Raw genomic sequence first — 17022 nt, forward strand, 5'->3', positions numbered from 1 at the left:
ATGGTAGTAGTTTCCATCCCCCCTGTCGTGTGGTCACGACGCGACGAGAGCCCATGGTCACCCAAGTCGAAGGAGGTAACACTGATGTCGACCCGGTTCACCCGATGCCTGGGCCTGGCCGGCCTGTTGTCGCTGCTGACCCTGGCCCTCCCTGCCTTCGCCCAGCAAGCCTCGCCGGGGGCCGATGCCGCCGATGTCACCACCGAGCAAATCCGTGACTGGGAGGTCATCTGCCCAAGCGAGGGCGGGGGCAACTGCACGATGGGACAAGTGGTCAACGACTCGGACAGCGACCAGCCTCTGATGCAAGTGGTGATGGCATATCCGCCGCAACTCGACGGTCCGGCGATGTCTTTCCTGCTGCCGCTGGGGGTGCATCTCGCCTCGGGCCTGCAGCTCCAGGTAGGTGATGGAGAGCCGGTCCAGTTCCCCTACCAGACCTGCGTACAACAGGGCTGCCGTGCCGACCTTCCCGTTCAACCGTCCCTGCTGCAGGCATTGCGCAGCGGCAGTACGGCCACCCTGAGCCTGTTCGGCCCACGCGGCGATCGCATCGATCTGGATATCTCCCTGATGGGCTTCACCGACGCCAGCACCCGCATCTCGCCCTGAAGGCGGGGTCTCTCATACGAGAGCCCCGGCATTGCGCCGGGGCTCGTTGGGTCGCGTGTGACGCTTGCCGTTACCTCAGCACACCCTCCTCCTTCAATAGCTTGAAGATTGCCTCGGCGCCCTGCTCCGGCGTCACGTCGGTGAGCACCTGGCCACTGCCGCCTTCGGCCTTGGCCGCGGCAGCCTTGAAACGTTCCCGCGCCGATGTCGCCTTGATGATCTTGAGCCGCTTGGGGCGCTTGCGAGCCGGTGCAACGCTCCATTCCGACTGGGCTTCGTCCCACACCACGGCAGCGGTTTCGACCTCGACTTCACCGCGCCGCGCCGGGCCGAAGGCGCTCTGGCGGGCCGTCGCGGCGGCGGCGTCGACGGTGACGATCGCCGGTAGCCGCACTTGGAGCCGACGGCGCTGGCCGCGAGGCAGGGCCTGGAGCAGCGTAGCCACGCCATTCTCGACCTTTTCCACGCCGGCCAAACCACTGACCAGCGGCCAACCCAGACGTTCGGATAGCAGGTAGGGCAACAACCCGGAGCCTTCCCCCTCTTCGGCGCGCTCACCGGCGATCACCAGTTGCGGCCTTGCTTCGTCAAGCATATCGGCCAGGGCGGGAACCACATCGGCGCCAGGCGGCTGCTCGACCAGGGTCAACTGCGGCAGGCCCATGCCCAGGTAGCCGCGCAGAGCGCTCTCGCTCTGCTCGTCGAGCGTCCCCGCATGCAGCAGTGTGATACGCGCCTTGTCGAGCGACAAGGCCAGCTCCACGCCGCGGGCGTCCTGGTCGGCGCGACGGGCGCGGCCGGTCAACGGATGCCGGCCGACGGAGACCAGTACCGCCACCTCTAGCTGGGCATAAGGGACTTGAGCTTCAGGCTGCATCGCGCTTCTCCTCTCGTTGCCGCTCCACCATCTCGACCAGTGCTGCGAGAATGCTCGCCGAGTCACCGATCACCGCCAGGTCGGCACGCTTGATCATGTCGCATCCCGGGTCGACATTGATGGCGACCACTTTCTCGCAGCTCTGGATGCCCTGCAGGTGCTGGATGGCACCGCTGATGCCCACCGCCACGTAGACCCGAGCCGTGACCCAGGTGCCAGTGGCGCCCACCTGACGATCGCGCGGCATGAAGCCGTCGTCCACCGCCACCCGCGAGGCGCCCTCGGTCGCTCCCAGCACCTTGGCGGCATGGTGAAATCCTTCCCACTCCTTGACGCCGTTGCCGGCGGAGAGAATGAACTCGGCTTCGGCCAACGCCACACCGGCCGGATCGACGGCCACCGAGCCCAGATCCTCGATACGCGCCAGCAAGGAAGGCAACGGCTGTGCCAAGGCGAGCGGACGGGCCGCATGGCGGGTCTCGGAAACCGGCTCGGCACACTCGGCCAGCGCCAGTACGATACGCGGCAGAGCACGCTGGATATCGCTGGTGCCGGCGGCACCCCGCCCGGTACAGCGCCAGCCCAGCGGCGCCGTGGCGTCGGGCTCGATCTGCCAGACACCCGCGGCGGGCCGCTCCTGGAGGCGTGCCGCCAATCGCCGTCCCAGGTCGGCGCCGCCCAGCTTGGAATCGGGCAGCAGCCAATGAGACGGGGCGAGCTCACCCTCGACGACGGCAAGCGCCGCCAGGCGGGCTTCCGGTGCATGGCCATCGAACAGTATGTCATCGAAATGCAGCAGGCGGTCGACACCGGCCTCGTCGAAAGCCTCTTCCTTATGAGTGCCGAAGACCACCGCCAGCACCGCCCCGGGCCGCTCGCCATCGGCATCGGCCAGCTGCCGGGCCAGGCCAAGCAGGTCACGGTCATGGCTGGAGAGGCGCCCACCGGACATGTCCGGTACCACCGCGACCAGGAAGGCCGGATCATCGATCGTCACCTGGCGACGGCTGTCCTTCGTCTCCGCCATGCCAGTGGCGGCAGGGCCGCCCTGCTGGGCGCCGCTGCGGTCGATGCGCTTGATGCCGTTGGGCCCCATGAAGCCCACCGCGTGAGGATTTCTGCGAAGCACACCGTTGGGGCCCATCCACTCCGTCGCCGCGGATACGCCCTCACCAAACTCCGCCAGCACGCTCAGGTGCTCGGGATGCAGGCGATTTCTGGCGATCCACTCCTTGCGCGGATCGCGGCGCAGGATATCGCTCATGGTGTCACCTCCTCGACGGATGGCTGCGGGGCCCGAATGCTTCCTGAGGCAGCGGGCCGCTCCATCAGGGCATCGGCCACCAGTTCGGCTATGTCGCGCACCTCGGCCGGGCCGTCCACCACGCCTTCGAGCATGGCGGTACACTGCGGACAGCCGACCGCGACCAACTCGGCGCCGGTCTCCTTGACATCATTCATACGCATGTCGGGTATCCGCTGCTTGCCGGGAATATCGGTGATCGGTGCGCCACCGCCACCGCCACAGCAGCGCGAGCGATAGCCCGATCGCGCCATTTCGGCAACTTCGATGCCCAGCGCCTTGAGCACGTTGCGCGGTGCGTCGTATTCGCCATTGTAGCGGCCGAGATAACAGGGATCGTGATAGGTCACCTTGCCGCCCTTCCAGGGCGCGAAGTGCAGGCGCCCCGCCTCATACAGTTCGGCGATATAAGTGCTGTGGTGGCGCACCTCGTACACTCCTCCCAGCTCGCCGTACTCGTTGCCGAGCACGTGGAAGCTGTGGGGGTCGCAGGTGACGATGTGCTGGAAGCGGTACTGCGCCAGAGTGGCGATGTTGCGCTTGGCGAGAGCCTGGAAGGTCGCCTCGTCGCCCAGACGGCGTGCCACGTCGCCGCTGTCGCGCTCCTCGTTACCGAGCACGGCGAAGTCGACGTCGGCCGCACGCAGTACTTTCACCAAGGCCCTGAGCGTGCGCTGGTTGCGCATGTCGAAGACACCGTCGCCCAGCCACAGCAGCACGTCGACCTGTCCCACATCGCGCATCAGGGGCAGGTTCAGGTCCGCCGCCCAGTGCATGCGCGAACCGGGATCGAAGCCGCCGGGGTTGTCGGTGGCGATCAGGTTGTCGAGCACCTCGGCGCCCTTGTTGGGGGTATTGCCATGCTCCAGCGTCAGGAAGCGGCGCATGTCGACGATGGCATCGACGTGCTCGATCATCATCGGGCACTCTTCGACGCAGGCACGGCAGGTGGTGCACGACCACAGCGTCTCGGCATCGACCAGCGCCGTGCCCTCGCGCGCCACGATCGGGCCGTGGGGACTCCCGGCATGCTCACCTACCGGCTTGTCCGGATAGGGCGAGCCGGCATACCCGGCATCGCTGCCGCCGGCCATGCCGACGACCATGTCCTGGATCAGCTTCTTGGGGTTGAGCGGCTGGCCCGCGGCAAAGGCCGGACAGGCCGCTTCGCAGCGACCGCACTGCACGCAGGCATCGAAGCCGAGCAGCTGGTTCCAGGTGAAGTCGCTGGGCGTCTCGACGCCGAGCGGGGCCTTGGGGTTATCCAGGTCCAGCGCCTTGAGGCCGGTGGAGCGGTTGCCCTCACCGAAACGCTCGGGGCGGCGATGGAAGGCCAGATGCAGAGCGCCGGCGAAGGCGTGCTTCATCGGCCCGCCCCAGGTCATGCCGAAGAACATCTCGCCCAGGCCCCAGGCCAGCACAGCGGCCAGCACCAAGGCGAGAATCACGCTGCCCGTTCCCTGGGGAAGTACGCCTACCGTCGGCAGGGTGATCAGGAAGACGCTCAACGAGAACGCCATCAGGCTCTTCGGCAGCCGCATCCACGGCCCCTTGGAGAGCCGTGCCGGCGGATTGCGCCGCCGCTTGGCGACGAACAGGCTACCCACGAACATCAGTGCACTGGCGGCCAGCAGCAGCCCGCCGAGGACAGGGTTGGCGAGCCCCAGGCCATGCACCAGGATCATCAGCACGGCAGCCGCCACGAAACCACCGGCGGTAGCCACGTGAGTGTTGGACATCACCTTGTCGCGCGCCACCACGTGGTGCAGATCCACCAGGTAACGGCGCGGCATGGCCGCCAGGCCTTGAAGAATCGGCACCGGCGACGGCCGCCCTTGGCGCCACAGGCGAATTCGGCGGACGGCGCCGATCACGGCCAGCGCCAGGGCGGAGAAGATCAGTATCGGCAGGAGGGTGTCGAGCATGGTGCTCACCTCATCGAAGTGGTATGGCCATGATTAACGTCCGGCGAAACGGCCCGTCTGCGCCTTCGCATGCGCGACGTTGCCGTCCGAGGGCCATCCCCAAGCGCGCCACGCATTCGCTGTGCCGAGTCTCGACTGGCAACCTGCGGTCACGGTGTGGAAGGGCCATCCCTGGCCCCCACGCCTCTGCCGAATCCCTTCGGCAGAACCGCGTTGCGGCGTTTCGACTCGGGCGAATCGCTGAAGGCGCGGCTTGCGCATGCCCTCGGCCTACACCAGACCACTCGCGGCTATAAATCCTTGCACAATCGCAGGGCGTCGTAGATCGCCGCATGCGTATTGCGCGGCGCGGTGCAGTCGCCCAGGCGGAACAGCAGATAACCGTCGCCCTCCTCGGAGAGGCAGGGCTGTGCCTTGGCGGCATAGAGCGCCTCGAGATCCACCTGGCCGCGGTTGCGCGAACGCTCCTTGAGCGCAAGGTAGAGCGCCTCGTCGGGCCGCACGCCGTTCTCCACCACCACCTGGTCGACCACCCGCTCCTCCAGGGCGCCGGTGTACTCGTTTTCGAGCACCGCCACCAGGCCGTTGCCCTCGCGGTAGACCTTGTGCAGCATCAGGTCGGAGGTCATGATCACCTCCTTCTCGTAGAGGCTGCGGTAGTAGGTGGGGAAGGTGGTCCCGCCCACCGCCGCGCCGGGCTTGATATCGTCGGTAACGATCTCGACCTTGGCGCCCTTGTCGGCCAGATAGTCGGCCGCCGAAACGCCGGAGAACTCGCAGATGGCGTCGTAGATCAGTACGTTCTTGCCCGGCGCCGCCTTGCCCGAGAGGATGTCCCAGGTGCTGACCACCAGGCTCTCCTCGGGATTCTCCGAATAGCCCCACTCCGGGAACTGGCTGAGGAAAGGCTGACCACCGGTGGCGAGAATCACGACGTCGGGGCGCAGGTCCTCGAGAGTCGCCTCGTCGGCACGGGTGCCCAGGCGCAGGTCGACACCAAGGCGCGCCAGCTCCAACTGATACCAGCGAGTGATACCGGCGATCTGGTCGCGCTGCGGGGCCTGGGCGGCGATGGTGATCTGTCCGCCGAGGGCCTCTGCGGCCTCGAACAGGGTCACGTCGTGGCCGCGCTCGGCGGCGACGCGGGCCGCTTCCATGCCGCCGGGACCACCGCCGACCACCACGACCTTGCGCTTGGGTCCTTCGCTCTTCTCGATGATATGCGGCAGGCCCATGTACTCACGGGACGTCGCGGCATTCTGGATGCACAGCACGTCGAGCCCCTGGTACTGGCGGTCGATGCAGTAGTTGGCACCGACGCACTGCTTGATCTGGTCGATCTGACCCATCTTGATCTTGGCGATCAGGTGCGGGTCGGCGATATGCGCGCGGGTCATGCCCACCAGATCGACGTAGCCGCCTTCGAGGATACGCTGGGCCTGGTTGGGGTCCTTGATGTTCTGGGCGTGGATCACCGGCACGTTGACCACTTCCTTGATGCCCGCCGCCAGGTGCAGGAAAGGCTCCGGCGGGTAGGACATGTTGGGAATGACGTTGGCCAGAGTGTTGTGAGTGTCGCAGCCGGAGCCGATCACGCCGAAGAAGTCGACCTGGCCGGTGGCGTCGTAGTAGGCGGCGATCTGCTTCATGTCGTCGTGAGTCAGGCCGTCGGGATGGAACTCGTCGCCGCAGATACGCATGCCGACGACGAAGTCATCGCCCACTTCGGCGCGCACCGCCTTGAGCACCTCCATGCCGAAGCGCATGCGGTTCTCGAAGCTGCCGCCCCACTGGTCGGTACGCTTGTTGACCCGCGGGCTCCAGAACTGGTCGATCAGGTGCTGGTGCACGGCGGAGAGTTCGACGCCATCCAGGCCACCCTCTTTCGCGCGCCGCGCAGCCTGGGCGAAGTCGCCTATGATGCGCCAGATCTCCTCCTCCTCGATGGTCTTGCAGGTGGAGCGGTGCACCGGCTCGCGGATGCCCGAGGGCGATACCAGGGTCGGCCAGTCGAAGCCGTCCCAGCGCGAGCGGCGACCCATGTGCGTGATCTGGATCATGATCTTGCCGCCATGCTTGTGCACGGCATCGGCCAGATTCTGGAAGTGCGGAATGATCCGGTCGGTGGAGAGGTTCACCGAACTCCACCAGCCCTGGGGGCTGTCGATGGAAACCACCGAGGAGCCGCCGCAGATGCACAGGCCGCAGCCACCCTTGGCCTTCTCCTCGTAGTATTTGACGTAGCGCTCGGTGGTCATGCCGCCGTCGGTGGCGTGCACCTCGGCATGAGCGGTGCTGACCACACGGTTGCGGATGGTCAGCTTGCCGATCTGGATCGGCTCGAAAATCGCGTCGAATGCCATGGAAACCTCCTCAACCCCGGGCGTCGGGCAGCGGCTTGACGGTGAAGATGCCCACTTCGCAGCCGGGCTCGGCGGCGCTCTGGGTCTGCTCGGCAACGGTACGCAGCTGGCTGCCGCGTGCGGCGAGGATCTGGTCCATGGCGCCGGCGAACCAGCCGGTGAACATGTACTCCTCCTTGTGCCCCGTCTTGCCCAGTTGGTAGACGAAGGCGCTGTGCTCCAGGCGTACCCGGGCGGTGCCGGCGTCGAGGTCGATGTCCTCGGTCACGAACTTGCCCCAGCCGCGCTGGGAGAGCCGCAGCATGTAGTGCTCGAACACCTCCACGCCTGCCAGGCCGTGCAGTTCGGCCTCCTTCTCGCACCAGTGCCAGGCGCTCTTGTAGCCGGCGCGGTAGAGAATTTCGGCGTACTTGTCCACACCCAGCGCCTCGGCGACGGCGGTGTGGTTGTTGATAAAGAAGTGGCGCGGCACGTAGAGCATCGGCAGGGCGTCGGTGGTCCACACGCCGGTTTCGCTATCCACCTCGATGGGCAGTTCAGGGGCCATCTTGGTCACGGTCTTTTTCCTCAAAAATCGTTGTTCTTGGCGCTGGCGATTTGGTTCACGAATGAGTCCGGGCCGTCATGAGCGCAGCGAGAACAAGGCGCGAAGTCGAGAGAAAGCGGAGTGGACTGTTGTCCATGAGCATTTCGAACGACTTCGCAACGTAGTAATCGCAAGCGCAATAGGCCCGCGGACCGGTTAAGAACCCCATACCTCTTTCAAGATACGCACCCAGTTCTCGCCCATGATCTTGCGCACCTGAGTTTCACTGAACCCACGGCGCAGCAGGGCCTCGGTCAGGTTGGGGAACTCGCCGATGGTACGAATGCCCTCGGGATTGACGATCTTGCCGAAGTTGGTCAGGCGGCGGGCGTAACCCTTGTCGTGTGTCAGCCACTCGAAGAAGTCCTTGCCATGGCCCTGGGTGAAATCGGTACCGATACCGATGGCGTCCTCGCCGACGATGTTCATTACGTACTCGATGGCCTCGACGTAATCGTCCACGGTGGCGTCGATGCCGGCGCGCAGGAAGGGGGTGAACATGGTCACGCCGACAAAGCCGCCGTGTTCGGCGATGAAGCGCAGCTCCTCGTCGGACTTATTGCGCGGATGCTCCTTGAGGCCCGAGGGCAGGCAGTGGGAGTAGCAGACCGGCTTCTTGGACTCGAGGATTACCTCTTCGGAAGTCTTGGCGCCGACGTGCGACAGGTCGCACATGATGCCGACGCGGTTCATCTCGGCGACGATCTCGCGGCCGAAGCCTGAGAGCCCGCCGTCGCGCTCGTAGCAGCCGGTGCCCACCAGATTCTGGGTGTTGTAGCACATCTGCACGATGCCCACGCCGAGCTGCTTGAACACCTCGACGTAGCCGATCTGGTCCTCGAAGGCGTGAGCGTTCTGGAAACCGTAGATAATGCCGGTCTTGCCCTCCTCCTTGGCCCGGGTGATGTCGGCGGTGGTGCGCACCGGACGCACCAAGTCACTGCATTCGGCCATCAGCTGGTTGGAGGCGACGATATTGTTGACGGTGGCCTGGAAACCCTCCCACACCGAGACGGTACAATTGGCCGCGGTGAGCCTACCGCGACGCATGTCCTCGAACAGCTCGCGGTTCCACTTGGCGATGATCAGGCCGTCGATGACGATGGCGTCGTCGTGCAGGTCTTGGGGAGTCATGGGGTCGTGCTCCGGATCGGGGTTGACTGATGGCAGCATAGCGCCGGCCAGGCCTACCCCGACTTCTGGAAGCGACGGCGGTAATCCCAAAAACGTCATTTCTGTCGTGACTGCGACGAACGGCGCAGCATTGCCGCCCGGATACGCAGGGAAACGTGGGCGCGACAATGCCTGTCACCCGCGGCAACGGGGACGACGACAGCGAAGCGGGAGAGAAGCGACGACTCATGCCGCGATGGCTGCGGGCCGCCGCTTCAGTGGTTCAGGTCAATGATCCAGGCGCACGCTGGCGTAGGTCGGCTCGCCGCGGGCCTGGTCGAGCGCCACCAGCGCCGCCGAGATCGGCTGCTCCGGCACTGGCTGGAAGGCGACCGGTTGTAGCAGCAAGCTGCCGGCGGCCTGGCCCGGTAGCACGGGGGGCCGCAGCGGGCTCATGTTCAGGCGCTCTTCCCGCGGCGGCAGGCCGAAGAATTCCCGGTAGCACTTGGAAAAATGCGGTGTGGAGACGAAGCCGCAGGCCGAGGCGACCTCGATGATCGACATAGAGGTCTGCTTGAGCAACTGGCGCGCCCGGGTGAGACGCAGCTTGAGGTAGTAGCGCGACGGCGAGCAGTGCAGATATTTCTGGAACAGTCGCTCGAGCTGCCGGCGCGAGACATCGACGTATGCGGCCAGCTCCTCGAGCGCGATGGGTTCCTCCAGGTTGGCCTCCATCAGCGCGACGATCTCCAGCAGCTTGGGCTGGGTGGTACCCAGCACGTGCTTGAGCGGCACCCGCTGATGGTCGTTCTCGCCGCGCATGCGCTCGCAGATGAACATCTCGGAGATGCCCGCCGAGAGTTCACGGCCATGCTCGCGCCCGATCAGGGTCAGCATCATATCCAGCGGCGCGGTGCCGCCGGAAGCGGTAGCCCGGTCGCGGTCGATGGAGAACAGCCGTGTAGTCAGCACCGTGCGGGGAAACGACTCGCGCATCGCCGCCAGGCACTCCCAATGCACGCTGGTCTCGTAGCCGTCCAGCAGTCCCGCCTTGGCCAGCGCCCAGCTACCGGTGCAGATACCGCCCAACCGGCGCGACAGACGCGCCTGGGACTGAAGCCAGCTGACGTGCTCGCGCTGCACGGCGCGAGCCGGCCCCACACCGCCGCAGACGATGACCATGTCCAGTGCCAGTGGCATGGTGATGGCACCGTCAGGGGTGACCTGCAGCCCATCGCTGGCCGAGATCGGCCCGCCATCCACGCTCAGCGTGAACCAGCGATACAGCTCGCGCCCGGCCAGTTGGTTGGCCATGCGCAACGGCTCGATGGCCGAGGCCAGCGAGAACAGGGTGAAGTTCTCCAACAGCAGGAAACCCAACGTCTGGGGAGCCGGTTCCTTGCACGAGGTCTGGGTTGGGGACGAAGTCCAGTTGGACGTGGCCATAGTCATACTCCAATGCCGTGTATCGTTATGGTTATCGGCATGTTTTACCCGTCAGGGTGCTGTGTCAGGGTCATGGGTCGGGCTTGGATCCGTGCCTTTTAGGTGTCGCGATCAGGCAAGCCTGACCTCCAAGATATTCCAATATGTCGCTCTCGGATACGTTAAAAATCGGTCATTCGTCACGAAGCCGCCAGTCAGGCGGCCTTCCGGTGTCGCAGCCAGGTGCGATGAGCGTCGCTTGTGAGCAAGAATGGGTGAGAGGGGGTGAGGGCAAGCGTATCGGGCGGCTCCTTCAAGCCTTGGGTGGCGTGGCATAAGGGGTATCGGTGGGCATGCGTATTTCCAGCAGCGCCGATCCCGCATGAGCCTGGCAACGGGCCAAAGCCTCGGGCAACTGGTCGTTGCGCTCGATGGCCTCGCCATGCAGCCCGAACCCACGGGCCAGAGCCGCGAAGTCGGGGTTGGCCAGCTCGGTTCCCGAGATTCGCCCTGGGAAGCGACGCTCCTGATGCATGCGGATCGTCCCGTAACTGCCGTTATTGACGACCACGAACAGGATTTTCAGCCCCAGCATGTGAGCCGTCGCCAGCTCCTGGATGCTCATCAACGCACAGCCATCACCACCGTAGGCGACCACGCTGCGCTCAGGGTGGGCCAGCTTGGCGCCGATGGCCGCGGGGAAGCCATACCCCATGGCACCGCTGGTCGGCGCCAACTGCGAACGGAAGGTATGAAACGTCAGGTAGCGCTGCAGCCACAGGGTGTAATTGCCCGCGCCGTTGGCATGGATCGTGTCCTTGGGCAGGGCATCGGCGATCGTCGCCACCACGGTCTGCATGTCCAGCTCACCCTCGCCGGGTTCGACCTTGGCGTAAGCCTCGAAGGCCTGCCGCGCCTGGGCCAGGTAGGCTCGGCGCGCCATCTCGCCCCGCGGGGATAGCGTTGCCAGCGCTTCGGCGAACTCCGGCGAGGTCGCGTTGATCGACAAGCCGTGGTAGACCCGGCCCAGCTCGCCGATATCCGCATGCACGTGGATGAACCGCTGTCGCGGTCGTGGCGACGCCAGCAGGGTATAGCCCTGCGTAGTGGCCTCGCCCAGCCTGGCGCCCAGCGCGATGACCAGGTCGGCTCGCTCCACCAGCGCGTTGGCCTGTGCCGACGCGCCCAGGCCGAGGCGCCCGACATAGGCCGGTGAATCGTTGTCGACGAAATCCTGGCAGCGAAACGAGGCCAGGATCGGCACCTGATGCGCTTCGGCGAACTGGCGCAGGTGCTCCCCCGCCCGAGCGCTCCAGTCACCACCGCCGACGATCAGTACCGGACGCTGCGCTTCCTCAAGGGCTTCGGAGACACGCACCAGCGACTGCGGATCGGGAGCGATGGGGATGCGACTCGCCGCCGGAGCGTCTTCGACGCGGACCATGTCATCGAGCATGTCTTCGGGCAGCGAGACGACCACCGGGCCGGGGCGACCGGAAATCGCTGTCTGGAAGGCGCGCGCCAGTAGTTCCGGCAGACGCCTGGCATCGTCGACCTCGGTGACCCATTTGGCCACCGGGCCGAACATTTGGCGATAGTCGATCTCCTGAAAGGCCTCACGCTCGCGCATGTGACGCGCGACCTGGCCGATGAACAGGATCATCGGCGTCGAATCCTGGTGCGCGGTGTGTACGCCGATGCTGGCGTGGCACGCCCCCGGTCCGCGCGTGACGAAGCAAATGCCCGGCAGCCCCGTCATCTTGGCGTAGGCTTCGGCCATGTTGGACGCCCCCGACTCATGCCGACAAGTGGCCAGCTTCAGGCGCTCCCGATGATCGTAGAGCGCGTCCAGTACGCTGAGATAACTTTCGCCGGGCACGGCGAAGGCCTGTGTCACTCCGTTGTTCAGCAATGCATCGACCAGCACCTGCGCACCCGTGCGCGGGACCTGTTCCTCGTGCGAGCCAGCCATGAGGCACCTCGTTGTATTCACATGGGGGAGAAGCGGGTGGGGCGCAGCAGCTTGTTGCTCTGGTGCTGGACGTTGCCCGCCTCGGCGCTCTTCTTGCGGTAGGCGATCCAGTCGGGGTCCTTCTCCATGGCGGAGCGACGAGCATCTCGATCCGCAGCGCTCTCGTAGCCCCACAGGTGCACGACCTGATTCAACTCCCCCGTTTCGGTAACGAAATAGCCTAGTAGATTACCCAGATGGCGCTTTTGGATCGGCAGCCCTTCGCGCTCGTAGAGCTCGAGATAAGCGTTCAGACGGCCCGGGACCATCGTGTAGGTACGTAGATCGACGAACATGATAACGACCTCTTTCGGATTGACGTTTCGGGATCGGTGAACCGCGGTCCTAGTAATACATACTATGTATTACTATTTGCAACCCCTGTGTGTTTCTTCGATTCGAAAGGAAAACTCGATACAGGCTTTCTGCGACTAAAGGTCCATATCTCAGCTTGCACTTGGCCGCTACGTTATTTGTATGATGTATGACTTAATGGAAACAACACAATGACGGCGGTTCCCTTTTCCACACTGATGCATACCTTGGAACGCGTTCTGCAGCGCGTCGGACTGTCGAGTGCCGATGCACAACTCTGCGCCCGCATCCATACCGAGAGCACCTGGGATGGCGTCGCCTCGCATGGCGTCGGTCGCATCGCTCGCTTCGTCGATTACGTTCGCCGCGGCTGGGTCGATCCCAGCGCCACGCTGGAACGGGTACACGCCTTGGGCGCGCTGGAGGTCCACGATGGCCACTTCGGCATTGGAGTTCGCAACGCCATGCAGGCCACCGAACGCGCCATGGCGCTGGCCGACGAGCACGGCATGGGAGTCGTTGCCGTGCGTGACACCACCCACTGGATGCGCGGCGGTAGCTATGGCTGGCATGCCGTGGAGCGCGGCTATGCCGCGCTGATGTGGACCAATACGGAATCGTGCATGCCGGCCTGGGGCTCATCGCAGCAGAGCATCGGCAACAACCCGCTGGTGCTGGGCGTGCCGGGCGAGAGCCCGCTGGTGCTCGACATGGCCATGTCGCAGTTCTCCTACGGCAAGCTCCAGACGCTGCGTCAACAAGGCAAGCAGCTCCCCGTCGACGGCGGCTTCGACGCTCAGGGCGAGCTGACTCGGGAGCCCGCAGCGATCGAAGCCACGCGGCGTATTCTGCCCACCGGGTACTGGAAAGGCTCCGGCCTGGCCATCCTGCTCGATGCACTCGCGGCGTTGCTGGCCCAGGGCCGGCCCAGCCACGAGATCGACAAGCTGCAGCGGGGCAGCGGCACCGGCTGTTGCCAGGTCTTCATGCTCTTCGACCCCCGCCATATGGGCGGACACGAGTTCTGTCGCCACTTGGTGGAGGGCATCACCGCCCACCTGGCATCGGCCGCACCGGACGAGGGGGGCGCTCCCGTGCGCTGGCCGGGCAAGGCGACCGACGAGCAGAGGCGACGAGACAGGCATGCGCCTGATGCGGTCGTGGAGGTCGACGACGCGATCTGGAGCGAGATCCTCGCGCTCGAAGAGTGACGCCCCCTTCACGTAACAGGGATCACGCAACAGCAGTCATGCAGAGAGATGGATGGCGCCACATTGGACGCCGCCCCTGACGACAGCGAAACGACGACACCCTAGAACAAGAGGAGTATCACTATGCTCAAGAATGCCCTGGGTCTTGCCTGTGCCATGACGCTGGTGACCGCCACGGCCAACGCCGCGGAGGATTACCCGACCCGCGATATCCGCATGATCGTGCCATGGGGCGCCGGTGGCGGCACCGACGGCATCGTGCGCAAGATCACCGACCTGGCGGAAGAGCCGCTGTCCGGCACCGTCTACGTCGAGAACATCGAAGGCGGCATGAGCGGCAATGGTCTGATCCAGCTGATCAACGCCAAGGCCGATGGCTATACCCTCGGTGCACTGACCTACGACAGCGTCATCACCGTGCCGTGGCAGGACATGCTGCCGGGCTACAGCACCGAAGAGATGGACCTGATCGCGCGCATCACCAGCGAGCCCGACGCCATCATCGTGCCGGCCGACTCGGAGTACGACAGCTTCGAGGCGCTGATCGAGGCGGCCAAGGCCGAGCCTGGCAACATTCGCGCCGGCATCCAGAACATGGGGGCGCGCACCCACCTGACGCTGCTCCAGCTGATGGATGCGACCGACGCCGACTTCAAGATCATCTCCTATCCGGGTGGCGCCGCCCCGCAGAAGGAAGCGCTGCTGAACGGCGAGATCGACCTTGCACTCACCAGCCTGGGCGATTTCGCCTCGCTCATCGAGGGCGGCGATGCACGTGGCCTGATCGAATTCACCGACGTGCAGAGCCAGTCGTTCCCGGACGTGCCGCCCGCCTCCGAACACGACCTGGACATCCAGATGGGCAGTTTCATCATCCTTGCTGCGCCGGCCGGTACGCCGGAACCGATCCTGGACGAGCTGGAAGCGGCCTACCAGCAAGCCTACGAGAGCGACGAATTCCAGGACTGGCTGGTCGACGTCGGGGTAACACCGAACTGGCTGGGACGCGATGAAGTCACGCAGTGGGTCGGCACCACGCAGGAGGAGATCTTCGCCACCATGGAGGAGCTCCAGGAGCAGGGCATCCTCGACTAGGCCACTCCGACGCGTGCCTCGCGCTTCGCGCCAAACCAGGAATGTCGCCCCCGCCGTGCCTCCGCGCGGCGGGGCTATGCCCACAGCCAGGAGAGGTGAAACCTTGAAGCTCCCCCACGCGTTCAGCGGAAAGTGGATCGTGCCCGCTCTGCTGCTGGCGGTCACCACGATCTATCTCGTGGAAGCCCTGCAGATGATGCCGCCGATCAAGAGCGGCGACATTACGGCATCGTTCTTCCCGGTCGTGCTCGCCGTGATCATGTACCTCTCGATCGGCATCGTGATCTGGCAGGGACGCAGCGGAAGCGGCAAGACCGCAACGGTCGACACGCCCCTTCCCGCAGCGGCCGAGACGCAAGCCGAAGCCGGAGTGCCGGCCCTCAATCGCTTCGGCGCGCTGTGGGTCACCCTGGCGACCGGTGTGTACATCGGCGTCTTCTCGATCATCGGCTACAGCGTCTCCACGTTCCTCTACGTACTGCTGCTGACGTTCCTGTTCGGCAATCCCCGCCCCGGCAAGGGAGGTCGCGCCTGGATCGTGAAGATTAGCGCGGCCCTGCTCATCACCCTGCTCGGTTACGCCTTGTTCGAGCTTATTTTCCAGGTTCGCTTGCCCACGCTAGGGACGTAACGGTCATGGATTACTTCAGAGAACTACTCAACGGATTCGCCACCCTGCTACAGCCCGAGGTGTTCGCCTACATGGTGGGCGGCTACCTGATCGGTACCTTCTTCGGCGCCGTACCGGGGTTGACCTCGATGCTGGCCATCGCCCTGCTGTTGCCGCTGACCTACAGCCTCGATGTGACCTCGGCGCTCGTGGCCTGCGCCAGCATCTTCATGGCGGGCATGTGTAGCGGCAGCATCACCGCCACCACGATCAACATCCCCGGCGCCCCGGCCTCGATGATGACCGCGATCGAGGGCTATCCGATGCAGCAGCGCGGCGAGGGGGCCAAGGCGCTGGGGCATGCAGCGCTGGCCTCCATGATCGGCGGCGCCCTGGGCGCCGTCCTGCTGATGGTGGTCGCGCCCATGGCGGCCGAGGCCGCACTGCTGATCCGTACGCCGGGGAAATTTTCGTTGATCGCCTTCGCGCTGATCGTCATCGTCATTTCCCAACGCGACTCCATCCCCAAGGGGCTGGTCGCCACGACACTTGGCGTCATGGTCGCTACGGTGGGTATCGATGTGATGCAACCCGTGCCACGCTTCACCTTCGGCACCAGCACGCTGATGCAGGGCATCGACATCATGCCCCTGGTCATCGGCGGCTTCGCCATCAGCGAGCTATTGGTGCAGGCGCGCAAGGGCGGGCGGCGTACCGTCGATGCCGATACCGTCAAGGCCGAAAGGATTCGCCGCCGGGATTTCATCCCGCCGCTCAGCGAAGTGCGCGAGATCGGCGTCTACCGCTATATCAAGTCCGCCGTCATCGGCTACGCCATCGGCGTCCTGCCCGGTGCGGGCGGCTCGATGGCCGCTTTCGTCTCCTACGCCGAAGCCATGCGCAGCTCCAAACATCCCGAGCGCTACGGCAAGGGCTCATGCGAGGGCATCGCCGCGGCCGAAGGGGCCAACAACTCGATGTGCAGCGGCGCCTTCGTGCCGATGCTCTCGTTCGGCATCCCCGGCGACCCCACCACGGCCATCGTGCTCGGGGTGCTGGTGATCAACGGCCTGCAGCCGGGCCCCCAGTTCCTCGATACCCAGCTGCATCTGGTGGCACCGATGTTCGCGGCCCTGCTCGTCAGCGCCCTGGTGCTCGTGCCGCTGACGCTCTATCTGCTGGGCCCCTACTTCGTGCGCATCGTGTCGATTCGACGCGACGTGCTGTACTCCAGCATCGCCGTTATCGCACTGGTCGGCAGCTACGTGGCGACCTACTCCACCTTCCAGATGGCGTTGGCGCTGGTGTTCGGCGTGCTGGCCTACGTCCTGCGCCAGCACAAGTACCCCATCGCCTGCCTGCTGCTCGGTTTCGTGCTGGGACCCAGTCTCGAGGAGTACTGCCGCCGGGCCCTGTCCATCAACGACGGCAACCCCATGGTCTTCCTCACCAGCCCCGACAGCCTTTTCTTCCTCTTGCTGACCGCTGTGTTCTACTACTTCATGGTGGTTCGCAAGCCCAAGACACCGGTCATAAAAGGCGTCGCCAGCTGACTGCCCCCTCCTTCAGCGCCGGC

At 65.1% G+C, this 17022-nt stretch carries 14 protein-coding genes; 5 read left to right on the plus strand and 9 right to left on the minus strand.

The annotated features are described in order from the left end of the window. Positions 1 to 84 precede the first annotated feature (84 nt). Positions 85 to 612, plus strand: a complete 528-nt coding sequence (locus HBJ55_RS07655; RefSeq protein ID WP_167112729.1) for an invasion associated locus B family protein — start codon at positions 85 to 87, stop codon at positions 610 to 612. 70 nt (positions 613 to 682) lie between these two features. Here the strand turns inward: HBJ55_RS07655 and etfB are convergent, their stop codons facing one another. The 9 genes from etfB to HBJ55_RS07700 form a co-directional block, all read right to left on the minus strand. Then, the gene (gene etfB, locus HBJ55_RS07660) at positions 683 to 1489 is read right to left on the minus strand and encodes an electron transfer flavoprotein subunit beta (RefSeq protein WP_167112731.1); all 807 of its coding nucleotides are present in this window, start codon (positions 1487 to 1489) and stop codon (positions 683 to 685) included. Then, positions 1479 to 2753, minus strand: coding sequence for an electron transfer flavoprotein subunit alpha (etfA, locus tag HBJ55_RS07665; RefSeq protein ID WP_167112733.1), 1275 nt, complete (start codon positions 2751 to 2753; stop codon positions 1479 to 1481). Before etfA ends, etfB begins: the two co-directional genes overlap by 11 nt. Continuing rightward, entirely contained in the window at positions 2750 to 4717 is a 1968-nt protein-coding gene (locus tag HBJ55_RS07670) for a (Fe-S)-binding protein (RefSeq protein WP_167112735.1), read from the minus strand. The genes etfA and HBJ55_RS07670 overlap by 4 nt, the downstream gene beginning before the upstream one ends. A 290-nt stretch (positions 4718 to 5007) precedes the next feature. Beyond that, the gene (dgcA, locus tag HBJ55_RS07675) at positions 5008 to 7080 is read right to left on the minus strand and encodes a dimethylglycine demethylation protein DgcA (protein WP_167112737.1); all 2073 of its coding nucleotides are present in this window, start codon (positions 7078 to 7080) and stop codon (positions 5008 to 5010) included. Positions 7081 to 7090: 10 nt separating this feature from the next. Next, positions 7091 to 7636 (minus strand): DUF5943 domain-containing protein, encoded by a 546-nt coding sequence (locus HBJ55_RS07680; RefSeq protein WP_167112739.1) that lies wholly within the window; start codon positions 7634 to 7636, stop codon positions 7091 to 7093. A gap of 186 nt (positions 7637 to 7822) precedes the next feature. After that, a complete protein-coding gene (locus tag HBJ55_RS07685) occupies positions 7823 to 8800 on the minus strand; it encodes a dipeptidase (protein WP_167112741.1) in 978 nt (325 codons plus the stop codon). Positions 8801 to 9067: 267 nt separating this feature from the next. Then, entirely contained in the window at positions 9068 to 10225 is a 1158-nt protein-coding gene (gene gbdR, locus HBJ55_RS07690; RefSeq protein ID WP_167112743.1) for a choline metabolism transcriptional regulator GbdR, read from the minus strand. Positions 10226 to 10517: 292 nt separating this feature from the next. Next, positions 10518 to 12176: a thiamine pyrophosphate-binding protein gene (locus HBJ55_RS07695; protein WP_167112746.1), complete on the minus strand. Its 1659-nt coding sequence runs from the start codon at positions 12174 to 12176 to the stop codon at positions 10518 to 10520. Between the two features lie 17 nt (positions 12177 to 12193). Beyond that, a complete protein-coding gene (locus HBJ55_RS07700) occupies positions 12194 to 12511 on the minus strand; it encodes an NIPSNAP family protein (protein WP_167112748.1) in 318 nt (105 codons plus the stop codon). Between the two features lie 210 nt (positions 12512 to 12721). Here HBJ55_RS07700 and yiaK point away from each other — a divergent pair, with 210 nt between their 5' ends. The 4 genes from yiaK to HBJ55_RS07720 all read left to right on the plus strand — a co-directional run bounded on the left by yiaK (position 12722) and on the right by HBJ55_RS07720 (position 16999). Then, entirely contained in the window at positions 12722 to 13741 is a 1020-nt protein-coding gene (gene yiaK / locus HBJ55_RS07705; protein WP_167112750.1) for a 3-dehydro-L-gulonate 2-dehydrogenase, read from the plus strand. Between the two features lie 123 nt (positions 13742 to 13864). Continuing rightward, on the plus strand, positions 13865 to 14836 hold the full coding sequence (locus HBJ55_RS07710; RefSeq protein WP_167112752.1) for a Bug family tripartite tricarboxylate transporter substrate binding protein: 972 nt from the start codon (positions 13865 to 13867) through the stop codon (positions 14834 to 14836). A 103-nt stretch (positions 14837 to 14939) separates the two neighbouring features. Next, on the plus strand, positions 14940 to 15467 hold the full coding sequence (locus tag HBJ55_RS07715) for a tripartite tricarboxylate transporter TctB family protein (protein ID WP_167112754.1): 528 nt from the start codon (positions 14940 to 14942) through the stop codon (positions 15465 to 15467). Positions 15468 to 15472: 5 nt separating this feature from the next. Continuing rightward, positions 15473 to 16999, plus strand: a complete 1527-nt coding sequence (locus HBJ55_RS07720) for a tripartite tricarboxylate transporter permease (RefSeq protein ID WP_167112756.1) — start codon at positions 15473 to 15475, stop codon at positions 16997 to 16999. Positions 17000 to 17022 lie beyond the last annotated feature (23 nt).

The organism is Billgrantia bachuensis (assembly GCF_011742165.1).
GTDB lineage: Bacteria > Pseudomonadota > Gammaproteobacteria > Pseudomonadales > Halomonadaceae > Halomonas > Halomonas bachuensis.

Bases quoted from the DNA above. Each gene is read 5' to 3' on its own strand.
- HBJ55_RS07655 (WP_167112729.1), top strand. From the start codon at position 85: ATGTCGACCCGGTTCACCCGATGCCTGGGCCTGGCCGGCCTGTTGTCG.
- etfB (WP_167112731.1), bottom strand. From the start codon at position 1,489: ATGCAGCCTGAAGCTCAAGTCCCTTATGCCCAGCTAGAGGTGGCGGTA.
- etfA (WP_167112733.1), bottom strand. From the start codon at position 2,753: ATGAGCGATATCCTGCGCCGCGATCCGCGCAAGGAGTGGATCGCCAGA.
- HBJ55_RS07670 (WP_167112735.1), bottom strand. From the start codon at position 4,717: ATGCTCGACACCCTCCTGCCGATACTGATCTTCTCCGCCCTGGCGCTG.
- dgcA (WP_167112737.1), bottom strand. From the start codon at position 7,080: ATGGCATTCGACGCGATTTTCGAGCCGATCCAGATCGGCAAGCTGACC.
- HBJ55_RS07685 (WP_167112741.1), bottom strand. From the start codon at position 8,800: ATGACTCCCCAAGACCTGCACGACGACGCCATCGTCATCGACGGCCTG.
- gbdR (WP_167112743.1), bottom strand. From the start codon at position 10,225: ATGGCCACGTCCAACTGGACTTCGTCCCCAACCCAGACCTCGTGCAAG.
- HBJ55_RS07695 (WP_167112746.1), bottom strand. From the start codon at position 12,176: ATGGCTGGCTCGCACGAGGAACAGGTCCCGCGCACGGGTGCGCAGGTG.
- HBJ55_RS07700 (WP_167112748.1), bottom strand. From the start codon at position 12,511: ATGTTCGTCGATCTACGTACCTACACGATGGTCCCGGGCCGTCTGAAC.
- yiaK (WP_167112750.1), top strand. From the start codon at position 12,722: ATGACGGCGGTTCCCTTTTCCACACTGATGCATACCTTGGAACGCGTT.
- HBJ55_RS07710 (WP_167112752.1), top strand. From the start codon at position 13,865: ATGCTCAAGAATGCCCTGGGTCTTGCCTGTGCCATGACGCTGGTGACC.
- HBJ55_RS07720 (WP_167112756.1), top strand. From the start codon at position 15,473: ATGGATTACTTCAGAGAACTACTCAACGGATTCGCCACCCTGCTACAG.